The organism is Microbacterium sp. K2 (genome assembly GCF_051365005.1).
In the GTDB taxonomy this organism is placed as follows: Bacteria; Actinomycetota; Actinomycetes; order Actinomycetales; family Microbacteriaceae; genus Microbacterium; species Microbacterium foliorum_B.
Map to the genome: position 1 here is coordinate 779,106 of NZ_JBLWII010000001.1, position 25,484 is coordinate 804,589.

The 25,484-nt window shown below is 67.5% G+C and carries 24 protein-coding genes; 8 read left to right on the forward strand and 16 right to left on the reverse strand.

Going from position 1 to position 25,484, the window contains the following annotated elements:
• Nucleotides 1-131: 131 nt before the first annotated feature.
• Complete coding sequence (locus tag ACLKOY_RS04025) at nt 132-2,408, reverse strand: polyribonucleotide nucleotidyltransferase (RefSeq protein ID WP_436452531.1); 2,277 nt, start codon at nt 2,406-2,408, stop codon at nt 132-134.
• Nucleotides 2,409-2,714: 306 nt separating this feature from the next.
• A complete protein-coding gene (locus tag ACLKOY_RS04030; protein WP_436452532.1) occupies nt 2,715-4,640 on the reverse strand; it encodes a GDSL-type esterase/lipase family protein in 1,926 nt (641 codons plus the stop codon).
• A 154-nt stretch (nt 4,641-4,794) separates the two neighbouring features.
• On the opposite strand from ACLKOY_RS04030, the gene ACLKOY_RS04035 reads away from it, so the two are divergent.
• Nucleotides 4,795-5,367 (forward strand): DedA family protein, encoded by a 573-nt coding sequence (locus tag ACLKOY_RS04035; RefSeq protein ID WP_436452533.1) that lies wholly within the window; start codon nt 4,795-4,797, stop codon nt 5,365-5,367.
• Between the two features lie 39 nt (nt 5,368-5,406).
• The gene (locus ACLKOY_RS04040; protein WP_091232420.1) at nt 5,407-5,583 is read left to right on the forward strand and encodes a DUF5302 domain-containing protein; all 177 of its coding nucleotides are present in this window, start codon (nt 5,407-5,409) and stop codon (nt 5,581-5,583) included.
• 60 nt (nt 5,584-5,643) lie between these two features.
• Here the strand turns inward: ACLKOY_RS04040 and ACLKOY_RS04045 are convergent, their stop codons facing one another.
• On the reverse strand, nt 5,644-7,083 hold the full coding sequence (locus tag ACLKOY_RS04045; RefSeq protein ID WP_363570847.1) for a cation:dicarboxylate symporter family transporter: 1,440 nt from the start codon (nt 7,081-7,083) through the stop codon (nt 5,644-5,646).
• Between the two features lie 160 nt (nt 7,084-7,243).
• Here ACLKOY_RS04045 and ACLKOY_RS04050 point away from each other — a divergent pair, with 160 nt between their 5' ends.
• Complete coding sequence (locus tag ACLKOY_RS04050) at nt 7,244-8,515, forward strand: ATP-binding protein (protein ID WP_436452534.1); 1,272 nt, start codon at nt 7,244-7,246, stop codon at nt 8,513-8,515.
• A complete protein-coding gene (locus ACLKOY_RS04055) occupies nt 8,512-9,207 on the forward strand; it encodes a response regulator (RefSeq protein ID WP_436452535.1) in 696 nt (231 codons plus the stop codon). Before ACLKOY_RS04050 ends, ACLKOY_RS04055 begins: the two co-directional genes overlap by 4 nt.
• Before the next feature lie 72 nt (nt 9,208-9,279).
• Here ACLKOY_RS04055 and ACLKOY_RS04060 read toward each other — a convergent pair whose 3' ends face one another.
• The 3 genes from ACLKOY_RS04060 to ACLKOY_RS04070 all read right to left on the reverse strand — a co-directional run bounded on the left by ACLKOY_RS04060 (nt 9,280) and on the right by ACLKOY_RS04070 (nt 12,581).
• Nucleotides 9,280-10,632: an FAD-binding oxidoreductase gene (locus tag ACLKOY_RS04060; RefSeq protein ID WP_436452536.1), complete on the reverse strand. Its 1,353-nt coding sequence runs from the start codon at nt 10,630-10,632 to the stop codon at nt 9,280-9,282.
• A gap of 79 nt (nt 10,633-10,711) precedes the next feature.
• Complete coding sequence (locus ACLKOY_RS04065) at nt 10,712-11,356, reverse strand: FMN reductase (RefSeq protein WP_363570855.1); 645 nt, start codon at nt 11,354-11,356, stop codon at nt 10,712-10,714.
• Between the two features lies 1 nt (nt 11,357).
• Entirely contained in the window at nt 11,358-12,581 is a 1,224-nt protein-coding gene (locus ACLKOY_RS04070; protein ID WP_140036838.1) for an LLM class flavin-dependent oxidoreductase, read from the reverse strand.
• 109 nt (nt 12,582-12,690) lie between these two features.
• On the opposite strand from ACLKOY_RS04070, the gene ACLKOY_RS04075 reads away from it, so the two are divergent.
• Both ACLKOY_RS04075 and ACLKOY_RS04080 read left to right on the forward strand, forming a co-directional pair.
• Nucleotides 12,691-13,848, forward strand: coding sequence for an acyltransferase family protein (locus ACLKOY_RS04075; protein ID WP_436452537.1), 1,158 nt, complete (start codon nt 12,691-12,693; stop codon nt 13,846-13,848).
• Complete coding sequence (locus tag ACLKOY_RS04080) at nt 13,845-14,708, forward strand: serine hydrolase domain-containing protein (protein ID WP_436452538.1); 864 nt, start codon at nt 13,845-13,847, stop codon at nt 14,706-14,708. Before ACLKOY_RS04075 ends, ACLKOY_RS04080 begins: the two co-directional genes overlap by 4 nt.
• 16 nt (nt 14,709-14,724) lie before the next feature.
• On the opposite strand, the gene efeB is transcribed toward ACLKOY_RS04080, so the two are convergent.
• From efeB to efeU, 3 genes are read right to left on the reverse strand one after another with little or no spacing between them, the layout of a single operon-like run.
• Entirely contained in the window at nt 14,725-16,038 is a 1,314-nt protein-coding gene (efeB, locus tag ACLKOY_RS04085) for an iron uptake transporter deferrochelatase/peroxidase subunit (protein WP_436452539.1), read from the reverse strand.
• Nucleotides 16,039-16,060: 22 nt separating this feature from the next.
• Nucleotides 16,061-17,293, reverse strand: coding sequence for an iron uptake system protein EfeO (gene efeO, locus ACLKOY_RS04090; protein WP_436452540.1), 1,233 nt, complete (start codon nt 17,291-17,293; stop codon nt 16,061-16,063).
• A complete protein-coding gene (gene efeU / locus ACLKOY_RS04095) occupies nt 17,290-18,237 on the reverse strand; it encodes an iron uptake transporter permease EfeU (protein ID WP_436452541.1) in 948 nt (315 codons plus the stop codon). The genes efeO and efeU overlap by 4 nt, the downstream gene beginning before the upstream one ends.
• Before the next feature lie 151 nt (nt 18,238-18,388).
• Between efeU and ACLKOY_RS04100 the strand changes: the two genes are divergently transcribed.
• Nucleotides 18,389-19,393: an isopenicillin N synthase family dioxygenase gene (locus ACLKOY_RS04100; RefSeq protein WP_436452542.1), complete on the forward strand. Its 1,005-nt coding sequence runs from the start codon at nt 18,389-18,391 to the stop codon at nt 19,391-19,393.
• Between the two features lie 6 nt (nt 19,394-19,399).
• On the opposite strand, the gene ACLKOY_RS04105 is transcribed toward ACLKOY_RS04100, so the two are convergent.
• From ACLKOY_RS04105 to ACLKOY_RS04135, 7 genes are all read right to left on the reverse strand, one after another.
• Nucleotides 19,400-19,729 (reverse strand): transcriptional regulator, encoded by a 330-nt coding sequence (locus tag ACLKOY_RS04105; protein ID WP_436452543.1) that lies wholly within the window; start codon nt 19,727-19,729, stop codon nt 19,400-19,402.
• Nucleotides 19,722-20,579, reverse strand: a complete 858-nt coding sequence (locus ACLKOY_RS04110) for a cation transporting ATPase C-terminal domain-containing protein (protein ID WP_436452544.1) — start codon at nt 20,577-20,579, stop codon at nt 19,722-19,724. The genes ACLKOY_RS04105 and ACLKOY_RS04110 overlap by 8 nt, the downstream gene beginning before the upstream one ends.
• Before the next feature lie 152 nt (nt 20,580-20,731).
• Nucleotides 20,732-21,001 carry a 30S ribosomal protein S15 gene (rpsO, locus tag ACLKOY_RS04115; protein ID WP_017203073.1) on the reverse strand — a complete coding sequence of 90 codons (270 nt, stop codon included), beginning with the start codon at nt 20,999-21,001 and terminating at the stop codon, nt 20,732-20,734.
• A gap of 170 nt (nt 21,002-21,171) precedes the next feature.
• Nucleotides 21,172-21,726 (reverse strand): YceI family protein, encoded by a 555-nt coding sequence (locus ACLKOY_RS04120; protein ID WP_042541805.1) that lies wholly within the window; start codon nt 21,724-21,726, stop codon nt 21,172-21,174.
• A gap of 180 nt (nt 21,727-21,906) precedes the next feature.
• Entirely contained in the window at nt 21,907-22,275 is a 369-nt protein-coding gene (locus tag ACLKOY_RS04125) for an FKBP-type peptidyl-prolyl cis-trans isomerase (RefSeq protein ID WP_053095804.1), read from the reverse strand.
• A gap of 221 nt (nt 22,276-22,496) precedes the next feature.
• The gene (locus tag ACLKOY_RS04130; RefSeq protein ID WP_436452545.1) at nt 22,497-23,192 is read right to left on the reverse strand and encodes an alpha/beta hydrolase; all 696 of its coding nucleotides are present in this window, start codon (nt 23,190-23,192) and stop codon (nt 22,497-22,499) included.
• Between the two features lie 13 nt (nt 23,193-23,205).
• Entirely contained in the window at nt 23,206-24,522 is a 1,317-nt protein-coding gene (locus tag ACLKOY_RS04135; protein WP_436452546.1) for a PrsW family intramembrane metalloprotease, read from the reverse strand.
• Between the two features lie 88 nt (nt 24,523-24,610).
• On the opposite strand from ACLKOY_RS04135, the gene ACLKOY_RS04140 reads away from it, so the two are divergent.
• Nucleotides 24,611-25,480 carry a fumarylacetoacetate hydrolase family protein gene (locus ACLKOY_RS04140; RefSeq protein WP_436452547.1) on the forward strand — a complete coding sequence of 290 codons (870 nt, stop codon included), beginning with the start codon at nt 24,611-24,613 and terminating at the stop codon, nt 25,478-25,480.
• The last annotated feature ends 4 nt before the right edge of the window (nt 25,481-25,484 follow it).

The following is a 25,484-nucleotide window of genomic DNA, read 5'->3' on the forward strand; positions in this document are numbered from 1 at the left end:
AGATCCGCGAACTCGCTGACCAATCCGGGGAACGGCGCAAGAACTTCGCATAACGGTTTGGTCACATCAGATACGACGACGCCCGGGCCGTCCTCGAAGGATGACCCGGGCTCCGTCGAAAGAGCAGTCGATTACTCGGCTGCGGCCTCTTCACCAGAAGCGGCGTCCGCTGCAGGAGCGTCATCGAGCACGGGCTCGAGCGACAGCTTGCCGCGGTCGTCGATCTTCGTGATCTTCACGAGGATCTTCTGACCGACCGACAGCACGTCGTCGACGTTCTCGACACGCTTACCACCGGCGAGCTTGCGCACCTCGGTGACGTGCAGCAGGCCGTCCTTTCCAGGAAGCAGCGAGACGAACGCACCGAACGTCGCGATCTTGACGACGGTTCCGAGGAACTGCTCGCCGATCTCCGGGTTGGTCGGGTTGGCGATCGCGTTGACCTGGGCACGGGCGGCCTCGGCCGAGGGGCCGTCGGTCGCGCCGATGTAGACGGTGCCGTCCTCCTCGATGGAGATCTGCGCACCGGTCTCGTCCTGGATCGCGTTGATCGTCTTGCCCTTCGGGCCGATCAGCTCGCCGATCTTGTCGACCGGGATCTGCACGCTGATGACGCGAGGCGCGGTCGGCGCCATCTCGTCGGGCGCGTCGATCGCGGCGTTCAGGACGTTGAGGATCGTCAGACGAGCATCGCGGGCCTGCGTCAGCGCACCGGCGAGAACCGACGTCGGGATGCCGTCGAGCTTCGTGTCGAGCTGGATGGCGGTGATGAACTCACCGGTACCCGCGACCTTGAAGTCCATGTCACCCAGAGCGTCCTCCGCACCGAGGATGTCGGTCAGCGCCGCGTAGCGGGTCTCGCCGTCGACCTCATCGGAGACGAGACCCATGGCGATGCCGGCGATGGGTGCACGCAGCGGCACACCCGCGTTCAGCAGCGACAGGGTCGACGCGCAGACGGAACCCATCGACGTGGAGCCGTTGGAGCTCAGCGCCTCGGAGACCTGACGGATCGCGTAGGGGAACTCCTCGCGGCTCGGCAGAACCGGCACGAGCGCGCGCTCGGCGAGGAAGCCGTGCCCGATCTCGCGACGCTTCGGCGAACCGACACGGCCGGTCTCACCGGTCGAGTACGGCGGGAAGTTGTAGTGGTGCATGTAGCGCTTGCTCGTGACGGGCGACAGCGAGTCGATCTGCTGCTCCATCTTGAGCATGTTCAGCGTGGTGACACCCAGGATCTGGGTCTCGCCGCGCTGGAAGATCGCCGATCCGTGCACGCGCGGGATGACCTGCACCTCTGCGTCGAGCGGACGGATGTCCGCCAGGCCACGACCGTCGATGCGTGCGCCCTCGGTGAGGATGCGACCGCGAACGATCTTCTTCGTGACGGACTTGTACGCCGCGGAGAACTCGAGCGGTGCGGCAGCCGGAAGGTTGCCCGCCTCGGTCGCCTCGATGAGCTCGGCCTTGACGCGATCCTTGATCGCATCGTCGGACGTCTGACGCTCGACCTTGTCGGCGATCTGGTAGACGCCGACGAGGTCGTCGTAGGAGCGGCCGGCGACGAAGTCGTAGACCTCCTGGCTGTATGCCGGGAAGACCGGGTAGACGCCCGGCTCCTTCGACGAGGTCGATGCGAGCTCGGCCTGAGCCTTGACGAGCTGAGCGATGAACGGCTTCGATGCCTCGAGGCCCTGCGCGACGATGGTCTCGTCGGGCTTGGTGGCGCCGGCCTTGATCAGGTTCCAGCTGCCCTCGGTGGCCTCGGCCTCGACCATCATGATCGCGACGTCTTCAGTGCCATCGGCCTTGGTGACGACACGGCCGGCGACGATCAGGTCGAACACGGCCTCAGAGACCTGCTCGGCGTTCGGGAACGCGACCCACTGGTCGGCGTGCTCGCCGTGGCCGGGGATGAACGCGAGGCGCACACCGGCGACGGGACCCGAGAACGGAAGACCCGAGATCTGCGTCGACGCGGAGGCGGCGTTGATGGCGAGAGCGTCGTAGAACTCGCCCGGAGCGATCGACATCACGGTGATGACGACCTGGACCTCGTTGCGCAGACCGTCGACGAACGACGGACGCAGCGGACGGTCGATCAGACGGCAGACGAGGATCGCCTCGGTGGAGGGACGACCCTCACGACGGAAGAACGAGCCGGGGATCTTGCCTGCAGCGTACGAGCGCTCTTCGACATCGACCGTCAGCGGGAAGAAGTCGAAGCCCTCGCGGGGGTGCTTGCCCGCGCTGGTGGCCGAGAGGAGCATGGTCTCGCCGTCGAGGTACGCGGCGACTGCGCCCTGAGCCTGCTGCGCGAGGCGGCCGGTCTCGAAGCGGATGGTGCGGGTGCCGAAGCGGCCGTTGTCGAGAACGGCCTCGGTGGCGGTGATTTCAGGACCTTCCAAGAGGTCTCTCCTTCTTTGTTTAGACTCGCGAGTCCGTGTGACGCGCGAGCGCATTCATGAAGGAGCGGATCCTAACGGATATGGGCGCGCGGGCATTCCCGCGAATCTCACCTGCGCTGGCCACCAGTAGAAAGCCACCCGGCGTCGCGCCGAGGAACCCACCACAGGGGACCAGCTCTCCGCCGATCGCTCCATGAGTCGATATGAAATTGTCCGGTCGACACACGCCGACCACGTCCAGCCTATCAGCGGGCCGTTCAATGTCCGCGCTCCGGCTGTCGTGCCACGCCGCGACAGCCCCGGCAGTCAGCCGACCGTGACGTTGCGCGGGGCGCTCGATCGCCCGAGATAGACGTAGTCGTCATGCTTCGCGACGCGTCCGTCCCCCGCCGTGCGTCCGTGCAGTCGTCGCCATACCCACGGCAGCGCGTGCCGTCGCCACCACAGCCCCACCCCGATCGGCTCGTTCTCGTGCAGAGCCGCATCGAGTGCTCCGAGTGCGTCGGCGTGCGGCACCGCGAGCACCTCACCCGCCCGGTACGCGAGGAACCTGTGGCCTCGACTGCTCAGGTGCACGAGGTCCTCACCCCAGTTCGGGCGGTCGGGGAGCGACGGATGCAGGTCCGTGTCGATCAGGATCGCACCCGTGCGCGTAGCGATGCCTGTGAGCGCCGTGGCGAACGCCGCGAACCGCTTCGTGTACATCGCGGCCGCGCGCCGACGGGGAAGGAACGGTGTGACGAGGAGGACATCCGCTCCGATGCTCCGGAGCCGAGTGACGGCCCCCTCGAGCTCTGCGGCGAGCGCCGGTATGTCGACGTTGGGCTTGACGAGGTCGTTGGCGCCGATGAGGATCGACACGAGATCCGGTTGGAGCTCGAGTGCTCGCGGAAGCTGCGTGGTGCACACGTCGCGCACGCGCTTCGACCTGATGGCGAGGTTCGCATAGTGCAGCCCTCCTCGGGCGGCGAGCAGGAGCGCGAGTCGGTCAGCCCATCCGCGCAGCGCACCATCGGGGGCCGGGTCGCACAGCCCCTCGGTGAGCGAGTCTCCGAGTGCCACGTATCGCTGCCAGCGACGCGCGGCGACGGGGACGCTGGGCTCTGGGCGGGTGAGGCGGCGAGCGCGGAGTCCGGCATCCACGGCCCGGAGCTCTCGTGCCTCGTCGAAATGTCCCAGGAGCTGATCGCAGGTGGTCGCCCAGCTGCGCCCCTGCACTGCCTCGCGTCCTGCTGCGCCGAACGCCCGGCGTTTGCGCGCGTCGCCGGTGAGGTCGGCGACGCGCATGCGCAGATCGTCGAGATCGCCGGGCCGATAGAGCCATCCGTCGATCCCCATGCGCACGAGGCCGAGGGGCCCTCCGCGTCCGGTGGCGATGACGGGCACCCCGCTCGCGTGCGCCTCCTGCAGAGTCTGGCCGAAGGTCTCGCTCTCCCCTGGGTGCACGAACACGTCGAACGATGCCATCGCTTCCGCGAGAGCGTCGCCCTCGAGGTGCCCGAGAAAGAGGGCGCCGGGCATCAGGGCTTCGAGCCTGGGCCTGGTCGGTCCGTCGCCAACGATCACGAGACGCGTCCCGGGGATCGTCTGCAGCACAGCCAGGTCCTCGACCTGCTTCTCCGGGGCGAGTCGACCCACATAGCCGATCACGACTTCGGTGCCCCACTCCGCGCGCAGCGTCGCGCTGCGTCGGGAGGACTGGAACCTCTCGGCATCCACGCCTCTCCCCCACCGACGCACTCGATCGACACCGAGCGCGGCGAGCTGCTGCGCCGAATCAGCCGACGGTGCGAGCGTCAGGGTCGCCCGCCGATGGAGCCGCGCGATGTGCGACTGTGCGATGCCCGTCGCCGCAGGGATGCGGTACCTCTGCGTGTATGCCGCGACATCCGTCTGGTACGCGGCGACCGAGGCCACACCGAGTTGCTCTGCGGCGAGCGCGCCTCGCCAGCCGAGGGCGAAGGGCGAGGCCAGATGCACGACATCCGGAGCGAAGCGACGCAGCGATGCCGCGACCTGTCGCGCAGGCGAGGTTCCCACCCGCACGTTGCGGTAGCCGGGGAGCGCGAGGCTGGGCATGGGTTCGACAGCGGCGCCATGGACCTGTGCCGGCATGCCGAGCGCATCCGGTGCGATCACGTGCGCTTCATGGCCTGCGCGTTCGAGGTGGCCGAGGATCTGCAGTACGGATCCGGTGACACCGTTCATGTGCGGAAGGAAGGACTCTGTCACGATCGCGACTCTCACAACCCCAGGATGCTGCCATCGGCACACGCGGTACGCGGGAAACGGCCCTGGGCACCAGAAGTTCACCGGATGCTGGAGCGCTGGTCACCGGCTATCCGGACGTTGGTTCCCGTTCACCTGCGCCGAGCACTGTGGAGGTGTGCCGACCGACCTGCTCAGCGGCCCGTGGGCCCTCGTGATCATGAGCCTCCTCGTTCTCGGCGACTCGTTCTTCGTCGTCATCCCGGGGGAGATCGCGGTGACCGCACTCGGTGCCATCGCGTCGACCACCGGTGCTCCCCCGCTCTGGACGGTGATCGTGTGCGCGGCAGCCGCGGCTGCGGCAGGAGACACCGCCTGCTATCTCATCGGTCGCACCGTCGGCACTGATCGCTGGCGATGGATGCGTGCGCCGCGTGTGCGCCAGGCCCTCGACTGGGCGCGGCGCCGTCTGGATGGTGGGACCGCCACGGTGCTCTTCACCGCGCGTTTCGTGCCGTTCGCGCGTCTGGCGATCAATCTCGTCGCGGGCGCCTCGCGCATCCACCCCGGCCGGTACCTGCTGCTGGTCTCCGTGGCGGCTCTCGGGTGGGCTGGGTACCAGGCGTCCGTCGGCGCCGTCGTCGCCGCACTCGTGCCGGGTGGGCCCGTCGTGGCTGTGCTGATGTCGGTCGCCGTGGCGGTCGGGCTCGGCGCGGTGATCGACCTCGTGTCTCGTCGTGCCCGGAAGTGATCCACCCGGCGGTCAGGGGCGTGCCCTAGGCTGGCGAACATGAGCACCGAAGAAGGCGCCTCCTCCAGCGAGGAGATGAAGCGCAAGTTCAAGGAAGCGCTCGAGAAGAAGAACGCGCACCACCGGCAGGGCGAGGCCCACCTGGACGGCGACTCCGCCGTCCACGGCGCGCCAGCCCCGCAGACGCGGCGCGAGTTCCGACGCAAGAGCGGTTGACCACACGGATGCGGGAGCCGACGATCGTCGGCTCCCGCATCCCTCTTTTCCGCCTGCTGCTCAGTGCTGCACTGCGCGAGCCCGCGCTCGCTCCTCTTTGGCGGCCATCTCGTCGAGTGCCGACTCCTTGAGACCCTGGATGTCGACCGCCTTGCTCTCGTCTGCCATCCCGTGGTCGTCCACGCCGTCGAGCGTCGACTCTTCGAACGGCAGGGCGCCGCTCAGCACCTGCTGCACACGCTCGCGATCGATCTCACGCGTCCAGGTGCCGATGAGCAGGGTCGCGACCGCGTTGCCGGTGAAGTTGGTCAGCGCGCGCCCCTCTGACATGAACCGGTCGATGCCCACGATCACACCGACGCCGTCGACCAGGTCGGGGCGGTACGCCTGCAGACCACCGGCGAGCGTGGCGAGTCCGGCGCCGGTGACACCGGCGGCTCCCTTGCTCGCGATGATCATGAACACCAGCAATCCGATCTGCTCGCCGATCGTCATCGGCTGACCCATGCCGGTCGCGATGAAGAGCGAGGCCATGGTCAGGTAGATGGCCGTGCCGTCGAGGTTGAACGAGTATCCGGTGGGCACCGTGATCCCGACGACCGGCTTCGAGACGCCGATGTGCTCCATCTTGGCGATGAGGCGCGGAAGAGCGGACTCCGACGACGAGGTGCCGACGATCAGCAGGTACTCGCGGGCGAGGTACTTGACCAGGCTGAAGATGTTCACCCGCGTCACCGCGAAGAGCAGAGTCCCCAGCACGACCACGATGAACAGGATGCAGGTGATGTAGAACGCGATCATGAGCACGCCCAGGCTCCAGATGGCGGCGATGCCCGTCTTTCCGACCACCGCCGCGATCGCTCCGAACGCTCCGAGAGGCGCGAGCCACAGGATCATGCCGAGGATGCGGAACACCAGCTTCTGGAGGTTCTTGACCGCCTCCATGATCGGGGCGCCCTTGTCTCCCAGCCCCTGGAGCGCGAAGCCGACCAGCAGCGCGATGAAGAGCACCTGCAGCACGCTCTCACCGGTGAAGGCGGAGAAGAAGGTCGTCGGGATGATCCCGAGGATGAACTCGGTCGTGGTCTTGGCTTCGGTGTCGGTGGTGTCGTAGTTCGCGTTGGCCATGTCGAGCCCGGCACCCGGGTGGATGATGTTGCCCACCACGAGGCCGATCGCCAGCGCGAACGTCGACATCACCATGAAGTAGAGCAGCGCGAGTCCGCCGATCTTGCCGACGGTCGCGGCCTTCGCGATCGAGCCGACGCCCACCACGATCGTGCAGAAGATGATCGGGGCGATCATCATCTTGATGAGTGACACGAAGCCCTTGCCGATCGGCTCGAGGCTCTGACCGACCTCGGGCCAGATGAGACCGACCGCCGCTCCGAGCACGACGGCGATGATCACCGAGACATACAGCCACGTGTGCCTGTCCCACGCCTGCTTGCCGCGCCGCCAGTGGAAACCGGGAAGCGAGAACCCTGTCGTGATGGCCATGTTTTCCTCCTTGATCATGAACGTCTTCGTCTCATGCCCTCGGGCGCCCTCGCCTTCGGTAAGCTCACGGTCGCGGACTTCGCACGGCGACACCATTTGTGGTCGTATTGGTCTCCACCGATATGCCGGCTCCGCGATCACCGACGATCGGAAGGACGCGATGAGACCCGCACGCAGCGTCGCCTCACGCGTGTTCGTCGTGCTCCTGATCGCGACGCTCGTCGTCGGCGGTCTGGTGGCTGTCTTCCTGGTCTCCGATGCGCAGCGCGCCACGCGCGCGGAGGCTGAGCGGGTCACCGCGGCGACTGCCGTGACACTGGCCGCGTCACCGCTGCTGACCGAGGCGTTGGACGCCGGTGACGTCGACGCGGCCACACGGATCCTCGAGCCGTATGCACTCGATGTGATCGCCGCCGCGGATCTCGACTTCGTGACGATCATGACGCCGGACGGCACCAGGGTGACCCACCCCGACATCGAGCAGATCGGTGAGAAGTACCTCGGCACGATCCCCGACACCGCTCGGACCTTCACCGAGGTCTTCACCGGCACTCTCGGCCCTTCAGTGCGAACGATCGTTCCGGTCGACTCAGACGACGGCGATCTGGTCGGTTGGGTGTCAGCCGGGGTGACGACGGAATCGATCTCCGACACCCTGATCCGCCGGCTTCCGCTGTCTCTCGGCATCACCGTCGGGCTGGTGGCTCTCGGCACTCTCGGAGCCTGGGCCGCTCGCCGGTTCACGCGACGCATCGCGGGCGACCTTCCGCCGGGGCAGGTGCGCGATGCCGTGTCTTCCTATGAATCGATGCGGACGCTCGGCGATGCTCTGCGGGCGCAGACGCACGAGCACGGCAACCGCATGCACACCGCCGTCGCACTGCTCGAGCTGGGCCGCGCGGAGGAGGCGATCGGGATCTTGACCGAGACCTCGCGACAGAGCCAATCGCTCGTCGATCAGGTCACCGCACGACAGGCCGGCGACCCGACGGTGGGCGCACTTCTGCTCGGCAAGGCTTCGCAGGCGAAGGAGCGAGGCATCGACTGGCGGTTGCAGATCGATCCCGACACTCCCGAATCGCCGCTGTCTCCGGTCGACAGCGTGGCCGTGCTCGGCAACCTGATCGACAACGCCATGGACGCCGCGTCCGCCGGCGCCGAACGATGGGTCCAGGTCACGCTCGAGCCCTCGACCGACGGCGGCATCGTGCTCGCCGTCTCGGACAGCGGGCCCGGAATCGATCCCGAACTCCGAACGCGGATCTTCGCACACGGGTTCTCGACCAAGCCTGCCGGCTCGCACGGGCGCGGGGTCGGGCTCGCACTCGTGCAATCCGTCGTTCTCGGGGCCGGCGGGACGGTCGACCTCGAGGCCGACCCGACGACGTTCCGTGTCGTCCTGCCACCGACGAGAAGGAGGCGAGCCGCGTGATCCGCACGCTGATCGTCGATGACGACGCTCTGACGCTGGAGCTCCACCGCTCGTACCTCGAGAGAATCGACGGCTTCATCGTCGCGGGCGAATGCACCGGAGCGCGTGCCGCGGTGAGCGCCGTGCTCGAGCAGCCGCGTGACAAGCCCTTCGATCTCATCCTTCTCGACATCACCATGCCCGATGGGTCGGGCATCGACGTGCTGCGCGCACTCCGCGCCCGTGCGGCGTCGGTCGATGTGATCGCGATCACCGGGGTCCGCGATGCCGAGAGTGTGCGGCAGATGGTCGCTCTCGGCGTGTATCAGTATCTCGTCAAGCCGTTCTCCTTCGCGGTCTTCGACGAGCGTCTCACTGCGTATCGAGAGCACCGAGAGAAGGCGAGATCCACCGACGGCGAGGCGACTCAGGCAGAGATCGATGCGCTGCTCGGGCGCTCGACGAGAGCCATACCTGTTCCGAAGGGGCTCTCCGGGGCGACTCTGCAGAAGGTCACCGCCGAGCTCCGCACAGCCGGGGCTCTCTCGGCGAGCGAGGCAGCCCAGAGACTGGGGATGTCGCGGGTGTCCGTGCGACGATATCTCGAACATCTGGCTGCATCGGGAATCGTCCTGCGCAGCGCGCGCTACGGCGCTCGCGGACGCCCCGAGACCGAGTACGAGTGGAATCGACGCACCGACGGAACCGACTGACCCCGCAGCGTCGGATGCCGTTCCAGACTCCCGACCCTGAGCTGCTGCCTGCGGCCCGCCGTTCGTTCCGGCTCAGCGCGGGAGGCGTCCCTCGTGCAGCAGCGCCCCGGGGTCGGCGATCGTGCGAGCACGACGAAGCCGGTCGACCGATGCCGTTCGGCCGCAGCGCTCGAGGGTCTGCCCCGGCCCGAGGAAGGTCGGTACGGTGTGCGGTGCCGTCGCCCTCGCCAGCACGTCACTGAACCCCGCCATGCTCGCGTCTCCCGGTTCACCGGGGACTCCCGGGAACACCGGGACCAGCGCATGGAGCAGCCAGTCCACTCCCTGCAGAGACGCGAAACCCTCCCTTCTCGGCTTCTCCAGCGCCCCGCCGAGCATCCGGATGTCGATCCCCATGATCGGCCACTGCTCCGGCTGCTCTCGGAACCGCGTCAGCTCATCGATCGTGTCGTCGTCGAGCGATGAGAGCGCGGCCGATACACCGCTTCCAGGTGTCGGTTCAGTGGGCTCGCCGCTCGACTCCGCGACGAGCCGGGGCGACGTGGGACCCGAGAGCTCACGCTGCACGGCGCCTACCCGACCCAATCCACTCACCAGCCACTCGGCCGGGCCATTCGTCGACAACGCCTGCACCGTGAAGAAGCTGCGACCGCGGATCTCTTCCGGAAGCTGCGGGACATCGGGCATCCGCATCGAGTTCATGAACACGTTCAGCGAGGAGGGTGCATCGACGGCAAGGTCTCGGACCGCGCGCATCACCGCGGCAGCATCCCCCGCACCGAACGTGAGCTCCGCACCCCACACAGCGGGTGCAGCCACCAGGTCGATCTCGAGGGCTGTGACGATGCCCATGATCCCACCGGCGCCCCGCAGTGCCCACATGAGATCGGGGTCGCTCTCGTCGTCGACGCGCTCATGCTCGCCGTCGCTGCGCAGCATCCACACAGCGCGGAGGTTGTCCGACCCCAGCCCGGCGGTGCGACTGAACCACGAATGGCCGCCGCCGAGGGTGTAGCCCGCGACGCTGACGACCGGGCTCGTTCCCGCCGGCGCGACCCAGCCGGTGCCGTCGAGCGCCTCGACCACAGCACCCCAGCGGACACCGCTGCCGACGCGCGCTGTTCCGGCTTCGAGGTCGACCTCGAGTTCGTCGAACGCCGCCATCCGCAGGATCACGGCACCGGCGAGGTCGCCGGACGCACCGTGTCCGGCGGGTTGCACCGCGATCGTGACCCCCGCATCACGCGCCGCGTGGACGAGCGTGCGCAGATCGCCCAGGTCGGCTGGAGCGGCGACTCCGACCGGGTGCTGCTCGATCGCGAGGTTCCACGGTCGACGGGCGTCGTCGAACGATTCGTCTCCCGGCAGAAGGAGGGTTCCGCGCAGCGCGCGTCGCGCAGCGTCCAGCACAGACAGGTGGGCCATGACGTCACCGTACGATGCCCTACGGACATTGTCGATGGCCTCATGGCCCACCGTGCGCCCGTCTTCCGGGCCGCAGAATCTACTCCCCGGCGAGACCGCCGAGCATGTGACCGAACGAGCGGCCCTCTCCGAGATACGTCGCGGGGTCGTAAGGGTCGGCGGCCGCAGCCACCTCACGCTTCGCGATCGCCTCGGCCAGCTCGCGCGCGCCCTTCTCGACGCGCTTCGCGAGAGGAGCGACGTCGTCACCACCACCGCCCCAATCGCTGGATGCGGCGAAGACGCCGGTCGAGACCGCGTCGGCATGCAGGTAGGCGAAGAGCGGTCGGATCGCGTAGTCGATCGCGAGCGAGTGCCGAGCTGTGCCGGCGTTCGCTCCGATCAGCACGGGCTTCCCCGTGAGCGAGTCCGGGTCGAGCACGTCGATGAACGACTTGAAGAGCCCGTTGTAGCTCGTCGAGAAGATCGGTGTGACTGCGATGAGCGCGTCTGCCGAGACCACGGTGTTGATCGCGGTCTCGAGGGCGGGCGGCGCGAATCCGGTGAGCAGGTTGTTCGTGATGTCGTGCGCATAGTCGCGCAGCTCGATCACATCGACGCTCGCCTCTATGTCGTGACCCGCGAGAGCCTTCACCGTCTCGGCCGCGAGACGATCAGCGAGCATCCGGGTGGACGACGGATTCGAGAGCCCCGCCGACACGACGGCGATTCGACGAGTGGTCATCTCAGGCTCCCTTCCGGCTCAGACCGAACGCGGCCCCCGCCGGAGCGGGAGAGTCCTGGTAGGGCGAGTCGCCCGTCAGGTTGTCACCGCGGTTGGCGCCCGGCCGGGCCTGACGCGTCGGACCGTCGCCGAACTCGGCCTTCACCCGTGCCGCGTGCGTCGGAGCATCCGGCACTCCGGCCGGGCGGTCCTTCGCCATCTCCTTGCGGAGCACCGGCACGACCTCGGATCCGAGGATGTCGAGCTGCTCGAGCACGGTCTTCAGGGGCAGACCCGCGTGATCGATGAGGAACAGCTGGCGCTGGTAGTCGCCGTAGTGCTCGCGCATCGCGGCGTAGCGGTCGATGACCTGCTGAGGCGACCCCACCGTCAGCGGAGTCATCTCGGTGAAGTCCTCCATGCTCGGTCCGTGACCGTACACGGGGGCGTTGTCGAAGTACGGGCGGAACTGGTTCACCGCGTCCTGCGACTTCGCCGCCATGAAGACCTGCCCGCCGAGGCCGACGATCGCCTGCTCGGGCGTGCCGTGACCGTAGTGCGCGTACCGCTGACGGTACAGCTCGATCAGCCGCTGGTAGTGCTCCTTGGGCCAGAAGATGTTGTTCGCGAAGAAGCCATCGCCGTAGTAGGCCGCCTGCTCCGCGATCTCCGGTGTGCGGATCGATCCGTGCCAGACGAACGGTGCGACGCCGTCGAGGGGTCGCGGGGTCGAGGTGAAGCCCTGAAGCGGGGTGCGGAACTTGCCCTCCCAGTTCACGACGTCCTCACGCCACAGCTTGTGCAGCAGGGCGTAGTTCTCGATCGCGAGCGGGAGACCCTGCCTGATGTCCTGACCGAACCAGGGGTAGACCGGCCCGGTGTTGCCGCGACCGAGCATGAGGTCCATGCGGCCGTCGGAGACGTGCTGCAGCATCGAGTACTCCTCGGCGATGCGCACGGGGTCGTTGGTCGTGATGAGAGTGGTCGACGTCGAGACGATCAGACGCTCCGTCTGCGCCGCGAGTGCGGCGAGGAAGGTCGTGGGACTCGACGACCAGAAGGGAGGGTTGTGGTGCTCGCCGATCGCGAAGACGTCGAGACCGACCTCTTCGCTGTGCTTGGCGATCGCCAGGGTCGCCTTGATCCGCTCCTGCTCGCTTGGCGTCTCGCCGGTGGTCGGGTCGCGGGTGATGTCGCTGACCGACATGATGCCGAACTGCACCGGGACGCCTGCCTGCTCGCTCATGATTGCTCCGTCTTCTCCGAATCGGATGCCCTGCATCCGGTTCTATTCATTTGAATGTATCTGAGTCAACGCGATGCGAGCAACTTTATTCCCCGAGTAGCCTCAGAGGATGCACAGCGACGGAGCCGCCACGACGAACCCCGCCACCGGCTCTGTCCAGAAGCCCCGGAAACGCGTCCCATTCTGGGACAACGCCCGCTACGCCTGCATCGTCCTGGTGGTCCTCGGGCACGCGATCCAGCGCCTCACCTACGACTCGGACATCGCGCTCGCGTCGTACCTGGCCCTCTACGCCTTCCACATGCCGGCCTTCGCGATCATCTCCGGGTACTTCTCGAAGTCGGGGTCACCGACGCGAGTCCAGATGGCGCGCGTGATCACCGACATCCTCCTCCCCTACGTCATCTTCGAGTTCCTGTGGACCCTCACCAAGTGGCTGGTCGAGGGGCAGGCCGACCCGAACTTCACCAAGCCGTCGTGGACGCTGTGGTTCCTGCTCGCACTCGGCATCTTCCGCCTCGTGCTCCCGTATCTCGCACTGCTCCGATGGCCCCTCCTGTGGACGGTGATCATCTCGGTCGGGGTGGGTTACCTGCCCAACGTCGACAGCACGTTCTCACTGTCGCGCACGCTCGGCCTGCTGCCCTTCTTCGCTCTCGGATGGTGGCTGCGCGAGCGCGATGTCGTCTCACGTTTCCGCCTGCTCGACGTGCGCCCGTGGTGGATCCGCGTCGCCAGCGTCGCCGTGCTCGGCGCGACCGGCTTCGCCGCCTGGCACTGGATAGATCTGTGGAAGGAGGTCGACCTGCGCCACTGGCTGTTCTACGAGGATGCGTATGCGGACCTCGGCGGCGAGCAGTGGTGGGCCGGCGGGGTCCGCATCGCGCTGATGCTGCTGGCGGTGATCCTGAGCGCCGCGTTCTTCGCCCTGATCCCCCGGGGCACGTACTGGTGGACGAGATTCGGCCAGTACACGATGTACGTGTTCCTCCTGCACTCGTTCGTGCTCTACCCGTTCCGCGAATCCGGCGTACTGCGCGATCTCGACCCGACGTGGCTGTGGCTGCCGCTCGTGACCCTGCTGTCGGTGGTGCTGGCGCTCGCTCTCGCGACGAAGCCCGTGCGCTGGCTCTTCCGTCCCCTGGTCGAGCCGCGCCCGCGATGGCTCTTCCGAGACCCCGAGCTCGCTCGGCGCGAGGGCCACCGCAGCGACCCGACGGGGTCGCGTCGGCCGCGCCAGGACTCAGCGGCTAGCCTGAAGGAGTGACCGCAGCCGAGACGATCCGCGACCTCCTGGTGGACCACGCGGACGCGTCGGGGTTCGGAGCCCACGGGCTTCACGTGCTGGTGAGTGACGACGTCGCCGAGCACCGGTGGACCGCTGACGTCCGTGAGGAGATCCACTCGGTGGCGAAGGGCGTGTGCGTCCTCGCGGCCGGAATCGCCGCAGACGAGGGCCTGGTGTCGTTCGATGCTCCCCTTGCCGAGTACGTCCCGGATCTCGCGCTCGGAGAAGGCGTCGATCGGATCACACTCCGGCGCCTGCTGTCGATGTCGAGCGGCATCGATCTCCCGTGGTCGGAGACCATGATGACCGACTGGCCCGACCTCGCGCGCGAGTTCCTGTCGCGCCCGTCGCGCGGACTCGTCTTCCAGTACTCGAACGCCAGCACCTACACGGCCATGGCCGTGCTCGCGACACGGGTCGGCGACATCGTCGACTACCTGCGCCCGCGGCTGCTCGTGCCTCTCGGCATCGACGACATCGAGTGGGAGCGCTGCCCGCAGGGCCGCATCGTCGGCGGCAGCGGCATCGCACTGCGCACCGAGGAGATGGCACGCCTCGGCCGGCTGATCCGCGACCGCGGCGAATGGGAGGAGCGTCGTCTCGTCTCCCCCGACGTCATCGATGCGATGCACTCCGACTGGGTGACGGCGGGCCAGAACCCCGGCTACGAGCGCTACGCGCTGGCCGGATGGGACGGCCCCGGTTCGGCCTGGCGCCTGCACGGCGCGTACGGGCAGCTGCTCGTCTTCCGCGGCGACGTGGTCGTGACGATCACCGCCGATGACCACTTCGGCGCAGACGCCATGTCGGCTTTCGTGGCGGAGACGCTGAGCGCCTGACCCCGCTCCACTGCCGTCAGGCGAAGAGCTGGACGCCGACGTACGATCCTGGCTTCGCGCCGGCAGGGACCGCCCAGATGCCCGAGCCGACGTGCCTGATGTACTCGTTCATCCGGTCGGTCGACAGCCGACGCTGCAGCGAGACGAACTGCGCGGGATCGCGCTGGTAAGACAGGAAGAAGAGTCCGGCGTCGAGACGGCCGAGATCATTGTTGCCGTTGACGTAGTTGAACCCGCGGCGGAGGATCCGGATGCCGTCGTTCTGGTCCGGATGCGCGAGCCGCACATGTGCGCTCTGGTCTATCGCCGAGGAGCCGAAGTCCGGTGCGGTGAACTCATCGCCGCCGGACAGCGGTGCCCCCTCGCCCTTGTCGCGCCCCACGATCGTGTTCTGCTCCGAGAGTCGCACACGATCCCAGGTCTCGATCAGCATCGCGATCTTCCGCGCGACGAGATACGAGCCTCCCGCCATCCATTCGGGCTGATCCGACGCCCCGACCCAGACGTTCGCGTCGAGGGCGGCGGCGTCATCGGCGAGGATGTTCGCCGTGCCGTCCTTGAATCCGAACAGATTGCGCGGGGTCGCCTGGCCGGAGGTGGTGCGGGAGGTCTTGCCGAATCCGAGCTGCGACCAGCGCAGCCGGGCGCGTCCGAAGGCGATGCGACTGAGGTTGCGGATCGCGTGCACCGCCACCTGCGGATCATCGGCGCAGGCCTGGATGCAGAGATCGCCGTGCGAAGACTGCGGGTCGAGATCGTCACCCAGGAAGGCGGGCAGTCGCTCGAGCCTCTGCGGACGGCGTGCGGCGATTCCGTAGCGGTCGCCGTCCTCGTTCTCGAACAGACTCGGTCCGAAGCCGAAAGTGATCGTGAGACCGGCGGCCGGGAGGCCGAGAGCTTCACCGGTGTCATCCGGCGGCACTTCGGCGTCGCCTCCGACGGCACCCGTCGCGCTCACCTCGAGCCCCTTGGTCATCCGCGACGCCGCATAGGTCCAGTCCTGCAGCAGCGTGATCAGGTCGTCACGATCGGTCCGCGGCATCATGTCGAACGACGCGAAGTGCAGATGCTCCTGCACCGGAGTGGTGATTCCCGCCTGATGCGGGCCGAAGAACTCGTAGGCGACCTGCGAGTCCACGTCGGCCCTGGCGCGGCCGAGGGCCACGCCACCGGCCAGTCCGCCGCCCACCCCCACCGCGAGCGAGGCGACTCCCCCGCCGATCGCGAGGCCGAGGAGACCGCGTCGACTGAGGCCTGTGGAAGGGGATGCCGCGACTGCCGACTCCGGCGTGGAGTCGGCAGCCGCAGCATCCTTCGAGTGTTCGTTCACCTGCGAGATCGTCCGTTTCGAATCAGTCGAGGACTGTGCCGGTGAGCTGCGACAGCGGCTCGGCGAGCGCGTTGATGAGGTCGGTGAACTCACGCTTGTCGGCGTCGGTCAGCTCCGCGTAACCGACGAAGCCTTCGTCGAGAGAGCCGTGCGCTGCCAGCGACTCTTCGAGAGCCGCGTACCCGTCCTCGATCTCGGTCACGAGCGCTGCGCCGTCGTCGCCCTGCGCGGTGGCGAAGTCCTGCACGAGGGAGAACGCCATCTTGGAGCCCTCGACATTGGCCGCGAAGTCGTAGAGGTCGGTGCCGGACCACCAGTCCTCTTCGCCGGAGATCTTGCCGGTCGCGACCTCGTCGAGCAGCGCGATCGCACCGTTCGAGATTCCGCCGATCCCCTGGTCGTCCAGAGCCGTGGTGAAGTCGTCGGAGTGCACGTAGTCGTAGAGCTCCTGCACGTCTGCGAGCAGCTGGTCACCGTAGCCGGCACGCTCCTCGGTCGTCGAGGGAGCCCAATCCTGCCAGGCGGGCGTCTCGCCGTCGGCGTTGAGGGCATTCTCCGCCGGCACCCATAGGTCCTTCTCGATGCGATGGAAGCCGGTCCAGTCGAGTCCCTCGGCCACAGCGTCGACCTCGCGGTAGTCGATTCGGGGGTCGAGAGTGCCGAGTGCCTCCGCAACGGGCTCGATGCGCTCGTAGAAAGCCCGGGTCTGCGGGAAGAGTGTGCGAGCGGCCTCGTCGTCCCCCGTCTCGTAGGCGGCGACGAACTCTTCGACGGAGGGGACCAGCTGTCCGACCTGGTCCTTCACGAATGCCGCGTACAGGTCGACCGCCTGCTGCTTCTGCTCCGAGTCCTCTCCTTCGACCTCCACTCGATCACCGGTCACCGTGAACTCCGACTTGCCGACGCCCTCGCCGATCATCCCGGGCTTGCACAGGGTGAAGTACTTTCCCGGCTGTGCCACGACGGTCAGTGTGCGGGAGGCGGACGGCGCGATGTTCTCGACCTCGCCCACGATGCGCAGTCCGTCATCGGCGAGCAGGTAGAACTCCGAGGTCTGTCCGCTGTCGTTCGTCACATCGAACGTGAGCGTGCCGCTCTCGGCGGTCGTCGAGGAGACCGCGCATTCGGAGTCGGTCGATGAGACGTCGAACGCGGCGCCTGCTGCGACATCGCTCTTGGCGACGCAGCCGCTGAGGACGAGTGCGGCCGCGCCGGCGGCGGCGACAGCACCGAGGATTCGGCGAGAGGTGGTCATGCTGCTCCTTGCTGGGTGAGAGTGGGGGTCGAGACATCGCGGTCTGCAGACGCCGAGCGAGGCGTGCTCGGTCGACGGGAGCGCAGCCCGCGGACGAAGAAGAATCCGACGACGGCGAGATAGGCGGCCCATGCCGTGACCTGCAGCCACGTCATCCGCGGCATGAAGCCGACGGTCGCCTGCAGGATGGTCGCCCATGCTCCGTCCGGGGCGATGACGTCGGTCACGTCGAAGGCCCACCCGAACGGGAACGCCGCCCAGCCGAGCGCGACCGCACCGGTGAGCGCGTCGATGGGCGCCGCGGAAGTGAAGGGTCCGGGCAGGGCGCCTGCTTCCTGCAGGTCCATGATCGCGTAGGCGAGGACCCCGGCGGCGACGATCACGAGGAAGCCGCTCGTCCAGCTGAAGAACCGGCGGAGGTCGAGCCGGACGGCGCCGCGGGCGAGCAGCCATCCGATCACGACGGCGGTGAGGAGCCCGAGCAGCGCCCCGAGCAGCGCAGAGGGGGCGTCTCCGAAGGACTGCACCATCGACCACAGAAGCAGGGTCGTCTCGATCCCCTCCCTGGCCACCGAGACGAAGCCGATCGCGATCAGCGCCCAGAGGCCGCCGTGCGTCAGAGCACGATCGAGCCCTCCTTCGAGCGTCGCCTTCATGGTGCGGCCGGCCTTCTGCATCCAGAAGATCATCCAGGTGACCATGCCTACTGCGAGCAGCGAGAGCAGCCCGCCGATGAGTTCCTGCGCCTCGAACGTCAGCGAGTAGGCACCGAACGTGAGCACGGCACCGATACCGAGGGCGAGAGCGATCGCCAGCCCCACGCCGGCCCAGAGTCTCGGCAGGGCGTCGCTGCGCCCGAGACGACGGAGGTAGGCGACGAGGATGCCGACCACGAGGGCGGCTTCGAGGCCTTCGCGAAGACCGATCAGGAACGTTGCGAGCACGAATGGAGACTCTCTGGAGGACACTTAGGCAAGGCATCCCTTACCTCAGGAGACACTAGCACCAGATCGGGGTCGCCTCATGCGCGCGTCGGCGGGAGTAATGCGACGCAACACTCGACCGCGCGCGTCTCGACCGTTTTACGCTCGATGCATGGCTGATCTCTCGCTCCCCATCCTCGACCTGTCACAGCTCGATGCCGGCCCGGAGGCCGCGGCCCGATTCCGTGACGAACTGCGTGCAGCGACGCACGACGTGGGCTTCTTCTATCTGACGGGCACGGGGGTCTCCCCCGAGCTCGAAGCTCGCCTGCACCGGGCCGCCCTCGATTTCTTCGCACTGCCCGAAGAGGAGAAGCTCGCGATCGAGAACGTCAACAGCCCCCACTTTCGCGGATACACCCGCGTCGGCGGCGAGCGGACGCAGGGCAAGATCGACTGGCGCGAGCAGATCGACATCGGCCCCGAGCGCGAACCCATCGAGGGCGGACCCGCCTTCAACCGCCTCACCGGCCCGAACCTGTGGCCGGCGGCCCAGCCCGAGCTCAAGGCGGTCGTCACCGAATGGCACGACACCCTGACCGAGGTCGCGCACAAGCTGCTGCGCGCATGGGCCGTGACGCTCGGAGCGGAGGAGACCTATTTCGACGAGCCCTTCCGCGACCCGTCGACGCTCATCAAGATCGTCCGCTACCCGGGCACCCATGAGCCGGAGCCCCAGCAGGGCGTCGGCGCCCACAAGGACTCCGGGGTGCTCACGCTGCTCTGGGTCGAGCCGGGCAAGGGCGGGCTGCAGGTGGAGCGCAACGGCGAGTGGGTGTCGGCTCCACCCGTTCCCGGCGCGTTCGTCGTCAACATCGGGGAACTGCTGGAGTACGCGACCGGCGGCTATCTCAAGGCGACCAACCACCGGGTGATCTCGCCCAAAGCGCCGGAAGAGCGCATCTCGATCCCGTTCTTCTTCAACCCGGCGCTCGACCAGCAGCTGCCCCTGCTCGAGCTTCCGGCCGACCTGGCTGCGGAGGCGACCGGCATCACCGAGGACCCGAGCAACCCGATCCACGCCACGTACGGGGAGAACGCCATGAAGTCCCGGCTGCGTGCACACCCCGACGTCGCTGCGATCCACCACCCCGACCTGGTCGCGTCGAAGGCCTGACACCGGTCACAACGCCGGGCCACCCCCGAGCGCGACGATCTCGCGCAGAGCCTGGAGGTGGCCCGCGAAGGCAGCACGGCCTTGCGCGGTCGAGTAGACCCAGGTGCGGGGTCGGCTGCCGAGACTGCCCTTGCGAGCGACGACGTACCCCGCCGCCTGCAGGTGCGTGATTGCCTTGCTCAACGGAGAGTCCCCGCACTGGAGGATTTCGCGCAGGGTCGCGAAGTCCAGCTCGACGCCGTCACCGAGCGAGGCCAGCAGCGAGAAGCGGATCGGGGACGCGAAGTTGTCGTCGAGCCGGGTGCGAGGATGCGGCGCCGCCGGAATGTCAGTCACGCAGATCACGCCCGGGCATGAAGGAGACGGCGACGAACAGACCGATCACCGAGGCTCCCACCAGCGCTCCCGCATCGATGGGAATCGCGAGCAGGACGACCGAAGCGAGAGCCGAGACCGAGACCGCGAACGCGGTCAGCTGCGGCCAACGCCAGGATGCACCGATCGCGGGGAGCCCGAGATCCGTGCTGAAGGCGAACATCCACATGACCAGCACGAGAACGACGAGCAGGACCAGCACGCTCGCGAGCACGCCGTCCGGCGCCGAGGCGAGCATGATCAGCACCCCGATTGCGACACCGACGAGGATCGTCCCCCATCGAGCGAGGCGTGACAGAGGTCGTGGGTGCGAGCGCGGCGGGCGAACGTCGCCGGCGGCACGAACGAGCTGCACCGCACCATAGCCGCCCAATCCGAACAGCACCAGCCCGGAGGGGATCAACGCTCCGATGGCAGGGAAGCCCGGCGCCCAGATCGCGAAACAGAACATGACGAGCACCGCGGCCACGAGCAGCCCACCGGCGAGCAGCTCCGGCCACCTCGACCACGAGAACCGCCGCTGCATGCCACTTCGCTGCGCTATTCCGCTCGCGAGCTGAACCCACACGAGGAAGCTGAAGAGGATCGTCTGAGACGCGAGCGCACTCTCACCCCGGAGGACGAGCGTCATCACCGCCAGATACGCCGCAGTGGCCACGGCGTTGACGATCTGCAGCCGAGCCAGAGCACGACGGTCCACCGCGCGCTCACGCCGCGTGGCGACAGCATCCGCCTCATCGAGATACTTCTGGGCGACGTCGACACTGGGAGGTTCGAGCACCTCCCAGCCGTCTACCGGCTTCTGCTCCATGATGCCCCCTCCCCGCTTTCCTTGAGGAAAGCTCACTACTTTCCTACGGGAAAGCTGATGGGAGGTCAACCCGGACATGACGAAGGCCGCCCCACACCTGGGGCGGCCTTCTCAAGAATGTTCTGCGCGATTGTACGCTGGCTCGCTTCGCCTTATCGGCGGAGGCCCAGGCGTGCGATCAGCGAGCGGTAACGCTCGATGTCGACGCTCTGGAGGTAGCCGAGCAGACGACGGCGCTGACCCACGAGCAGGAACAGGCCACGACGCGAGTGGTGGTCGTGCTTGTGCTCCTTCAGGTGCTCGGTGAGGTCCTTGATGCGCTGCGTCAGCATCGCGGCCTGCACCTCGGGGGATCCGGTGTCACCGGGGTGCGTCGCGTACTCTTCGATGATCGCCTTCTTGACGTCTGCTTCCAGTGCCATAGATTCGATCCCCTCTCTGCTTGTTGCGCGGTGCCCGACGCCTGATGCGTGAGCTCTCTTTATCCGCGGCCGATCAAACGGCAACCTGAAGAGTCTACCAGGCATGGACGCGGTCGAGTGACGCAGAGAACCCCGGGCCCGACGGGCCCGGGGTTCTCGAGATCAGAAGGTCAGTCCTGCTGCAGAGCGCCCTGCAGGTCGAGGCTGATCGTGACGTCCTTGCCGACCAGCACGCCACCGGTCTCGAGGGCTGCGTTCCACGTCAGACCGAAGTCTTCGCGGTTGATGACGGTCTTGGCCGAAGCGCCGGCCTTGTAGTTGCCCCACGGGTCGGAGCCGAAGCCACCGAAGTCGAGCTCGAAGCTGACGGGCTTGGTGATGCCGCGGATGGTGAGGTCTCCGTCGACGAAGAGCTCGCCGCCCTCGGCGCGCGCACCGGTCGACACGAATTCCATCGTCGGGAAGTTCTCGGTGTCGAAGAAGTCACCGGAGCGGAGGTGCGTGTCGCGCCCCTCGTCCTTCGTGTCGATCGACGTGACGTCGACGCTCGCCTCGACGCGCGCCTCGAGGGGGTTCTCGGGGGCGATCAGGGTCGCGCTCTTGACGCCGAAGGTGCCGCGCACCTTCGAGATCATCATGTGGCGCACGCTGAAGGTGACCTCGCTGTGCGACGGGTCGAGCACCCAGGTGCCGGGACGGTAGCCGGGAATGTCGATGCTGGTCATGGTTTCTCCTCGGGAGACATCAGCCGCTTTGCGCGGCAACGGATGAGGGGCCGTGTTCACGGCGTCACGCGTTACAACTTACATGCACATGCATGTATTCCCCGAACGAGCAATCTCGTCGTCACGACGAAGAAGGCGCCGGGCCCACGAGGGGCTCGGCGCCTTCCGGCGTTGATCGGGTCAGCCGACGGCGACGAGATCGATGATGAAGATGAGGGTCTTGCCCGAGAGGAAGTGACCTCCGCCGACAGGGCCGTATGCGAGGTGCGGCGGGATGACGAGCTCACGGCGTCCGCCCTCCTTCATGCCCGGGATGCCGTCCTGCCAACCCTGGATCAGGCCGCGAAGCGGGAACTGGATGGTCTCGCCGCGGCCCCACGATGAGTCGAACTCCTCGCCCGACTCGAACTCGACACCGGCGTAGTGCACGGTGACGGTGTCGCCCGGCTTGGCCTCGGCGCCGTCTCCTTCGATAATGTCGCGGATCACGAGCTCCGCGGGAGCGGGGCCGGTGGGTGCGTCGAACTCAGGCTTTGTGCGATCAGTCATGCTCTCCATCAAACCCGAGCCGTGGGCCACGGTCAACGCGATCGCTCCGCTGAGGGCGAAACAGCGACGAGCACCCACCTGCGCCCTCGAAACCCTTGACACCCGCGCGCACCGGGTGCACCCTGTTTACAGATCAACTCAGCGCCCGGTAGACATGCAGGCATCGCCGCAGCACCGGGCGCTGAGTCTTGGCACGGCGCACTCGCCGCCAATCCTGAAGGTCAGGAGCGACGTGCCTCGACCGAGTACTCGACGAGCATCGATGCGAGCTCTTCGGGTCGGCTGAGCGCGACGCAATGGCTGGCCTGGATCTCGTCCGCGACGACGCCGAGGCGCTCGCGAGCGAGTGCACGGAGGAACGCCTGCGGAAAGAACCTGTCCTCCGTGCAGACGACGAACCTCGTCGGCACGCTCGGCCAGGCGGTGAGCGGCCAGGGCGCAGCCATCGAGGCTGCGGACGGATGCGCTCTCTCACGGCTCATCGCCTCTTCGGCCAGCCCTCGTGGCACGTCATGATAGAAGCCGACGAACGGATCGTCGCTTCCCGTGAGACCGCCGTCGCGAGCAGCCTGCGCCTCCACCGCGGCGGCGAATCCGGTGTTCGACCACCACTCATCCGGCGACTCCCCCGGCAGGGGAATCATCGCCGCGAGCATCACGAGGGCGTCGGCTGTCAGCTTCTCGGCGACGATCGGCGCAGTGAACCCGCCGAACGAGTGCCCGACGACGACTCCACCCCGACGTCCTCCGGTCGCTGCCACGACGGCATCCGCGTAGTCGACGAGAGTGAGGGAATCGTCATCACCCGGCAGGTCGGGCGCGATCACCTCATGGCCGCGCTGCCGCAGGACGGCGGCGAGCCGATGCCATGACCACCCCGTGTCTCCCGCTCCGTGAACGAGGATGAAGACGGCCATGACGGAGCTCCTCTCAGTACGCCAGCAGGGCGGCCCGCGTGGCACGTGTGCGTGCGAGCAGAGCCTGCTCGTCTGCCGGAGCCATCGGGTCTCGACCCGTGATCGCCCTCTGCCGGACGGATGCCAGCGTCGTGGCGTCCTTGATGAACTCGCGCATCAGCGGACGTCGATCGCCGCGCAGCTGCGAGGCCCAGGCGAGACCGGTCTTGCGCCCTGCCGGGGTCGCCAGCATCGTGACCTCTTCGGGGGTGAACCACCCGGCGGCGGCGTAGTCGCCGAGACGGGCCTTCGTCAGGCGTGATTCCTCCCGTCGCAGGGCGATGATGCCGAAGATGAAACCGACGAACAGCGGCACCTGGAGGACGAAGTAGAGGAGGAAGAAGTTCGCGAAGGACGATCCGTTCCACAGACCGTGCAGCACCATCGCGCCCAGCATGCCGAGAAGGCCGAAGCCGAGCACCGCGCCCGTGGAGGCATGCCGTCGAGCGGCCAGGCCGATCGCGAGCCCGGTGAGCGACGTGAACATGGCGTGCGCGAACGGCGACATGATCGCTCGCAGGATGAACGTCACCGTCAGCTGCTCGCCCCCACCCTCGATGAGGCTGATCGCGAAGTACTGGATGTTCTCGGTGAACGCGAAGCCGGCGCCGACCAGCGCTCCGTAGACGACTCCGTCGACCGGTCCGTCGAAAGAACGACGCGCGATGAGGAAGATCAGGAAGACTCCGAAGCCCTTCCAGAACTCCTCGACGATGGGAGCCTGGATGACAGCGCCGGCGACCTCGCCCCTGAGTCCCACGACGGCGGTCAGCCCCAGGTCGACGAGAAGCGTGAGCCCCACGGCGGCGATGGCGCCCCAGGCGATCGCGAAGAACACGAGCGTCTTGGGCTCGGGCTCCCAACGATCGATCATCCGCACGACCAAGAAGACGATCGTGAGCGGCACGAGCGCGAGCACGAGGCCGATGATCGATGCGAGCGGGCCGAGGAACAATCCGAAGTAGGCGATCAGGCCGAGCAGCAGCAGCCCGAGGAAGCCGAACAGCGAGAACAGCGCGACGCGGCCGACTCGGCGTGCCGCGGGCAGAGCAGGAAGACCAGGGGCAGGCGAAGGCGCGGCAGGCGCCGGCGGGGAATACGGGGTCGGTTGGGCCAGCACCGACCCGTACTCCGGGCGCTGGGAGAACTGCGCCGGAGCATACCTCGACTGCGCATACTGCTGAGCGGAGTACTGCTGCGGATGGGCCTGCGGCTGCTGCGCATACGTCGGCGGCTGCTGCGCGGGCGGCGGCGTGTACGGCGATGGCTGGGACGGTCCTCCGGAACTCATAGCCAAAGCATATGGCGAACAACCAACTTCCCCCGGGTCTGGTGACTTCCTCCAGGCAATCGAGCCGGGCAGCGGATAGCGTAGGAGCATGCGGTTCGCTCATCTGCGTCGTGCCGACTCCCCTGCTGCGCATCTCGCAGTGGTGGAGGGTGCCGATGCCATCCTCGTCTCCGATCTCCTTCCCGACCCCCCTGCGACGCTTCAGCAGCTGATCGAGGGCGGCGAGCAGATGCTCTCCGCGCTTCGCGCCGCCGTCGAGAGCAGCACCGCCACCCGGCATCCGCTCGAGGACTGGGCGTTCGCGTCAGCGGTCATCGCTCCTCCCGCGGTGCTCGCGGTCGGCTTGAACTACGCCGCACACTCGAGCGAGCTCGGGCTGAAGACCGACGCGGCTCCGACCGTCTTCACCCTGTGGCCCAACTCGCTCACGGGCCACGAGCAGACGACGTCGTGGCCGCGAGCGCTGAGCGAGGCCGTGGACTACGAGGCAGAGCTCGGCGTGCTGATCGGCACGCCCGCGAAAGACGTCGCAGAGGCCGACGCCCTGTCGCACGTCTGGGGCTACACGGTCGTCAACGACATCACCGCTCGAAATGTGCAGTTCTCCGAGGCGCAGTGGTCACGGTGCAAGTCCTTCGACGGCTTCACCCCGACCGGTCCGTTCGCCGTCACGGCCGACGAGGTCGCCGATCCTCAGGATCTGCACATCTGGGCCGTCGTGGACGGCCAGACCGTGCAGGATGCCAGCACCGATCAGATGGTCCGATCGGTCGCGAAGCTCATCGCACACCTCTCGCAGTCCCTGACCCTGCTGCCCGGCACGCTGATCTCGACCGGGAGCCCCGGAGGAGCCGGCTACTCTCGAGACCCGCAGATCTTCCTCCGCGATCGTTCGACCGTGACCGTCGGCATCGACGGGATCGGCGAGCTCACCACCCACTGTCGCGTGCTCGACTGAGCCG

What these genes read in the sequence shown, in the direction of transcription:
- ACLKOY_RS04040 (WP_091232420.1), top strand. Translation starts at nt 5,407, where the DNA reads ATGAGCACCGAAGAAGGCGCCTCCTCCAGCGAGGAGATGAAGCGCAAG.
- ACLKOY_RS04045 (WP_363570847.1), bottom strand. Translation starts at nt 7,083, where the DNA reads ATGGCCATCACGACAGGGTTCTCGCTTCCCGGTTTCCACTGGCGGCGC.
- ACLKOY_RS04050 (WP_436452534.1), top strand. Translation starts at nt 7,244, where the DNA reads ATGAGACCCGCACGCAGCGTCGCCTCACGCGTGTTCGTCGTGCTCCTG.
- ACLKOY_RS04060 (WP_436452536.1), bottom strand. Translation starts at nt 10,632, where the DNA reads ATGGCCCACCTGTCTGTGCTGGACGCTGCGCGACGCGCGCTGCGCGGA.
- ACLKOY_RS04065 (WP_363570855.1), bottom strand. Translation starts at nt 11,356, where the DNA reads ATGACCACTCGTCGAATCGCCGTCGTGTCGGCGGGGCTCTCGAATCCG.
- ACLKOY_RS04070 (WP_140036838.1), bottom strand. Translation starts at nt 12,581, where the DNA reads ATGAGCGAGCAGGCAGGCGTCCCGGTGCAGTTCGGCATCATGTCGGTC.
- ACLKOY_RS04075 (WP_436452537.1), top strand. Translation starts at nt 12,691, where the DNA reads ATGCACAGCGACGGAGCCGCCACGACGAACCCCGCCACCGGCTCTGTC.
- efeO (WP_436452540.1), bottom strand. Translation starts at nt 17,293, where the DNA reads ATGACCACCTCTCGCCGAATCCTCGGTGCTGTCGCCGCCGCCGGCGCG.
- ACLKOY_RS04100 (WP_436452542.1), top strand. Translation starts at nt 18,389, where the DNA reads ATGGCTGATCTCTCGCTCCCCATCCTCGACCTGTCACAGCTCGATGCC.
- ACLKOY_RS04110 (WP_436452544.1), bottom strand. Translation starts at nt 20,579, where the DNA reads ATGGAGCAGAAGCCGGTAGACGGCTGGGAGGTGCTCGAACCTCCCAGT.
- rpsO (WP_017203073.1), bottom strand. Translation starts at nt 21,001, where the DNA reads ATGGCACTGGAAGCAGACGTCAAGAAGGCGATCATCGAAGAGTACGCG.
- ACLKOY_RS04120 (WP_042541805.1), bottom strand. Translation starts at nt 21,726, where the DNA reads ATGACCAGCATCGACATTCCCGGCTACCGTCCCGGCACCTGGGTGCTC.
- ACLKOY_RS04125 (WP_053095804.1), bottom strand. Translation starts at nt 22,275, where the DNA reads ATGACTGATCGCACAAAGCCTGAGTTCGACGCACCCACCGGCCCCGCT.
- ACLKOY_RS04130 (WP_436452545.1), bottom strand. Translation starts at nt 23,192, where the DNA reads ATGGCCGTCTTCATCCTCGTTCACGGAGCGGGAGACACGGGGTGGTCA.
- ACLKOY_RS04135 (WP_436452546.1), bottom strand. Translation starts at nt 24,522, where the DNA reads ATGAGTTCCGGAGGACCGTCCCAGCCATCGCCGTACACGCCGCCGCCC.
- ACLKOY_RS04140 (WP_436452547.1), top strand. Translation starts at nt 24,611, where the DNA reads ATGCGGTTCGCTCATCTGCGTCGTGCCGACTCCCCTGCTGCGCATCTC.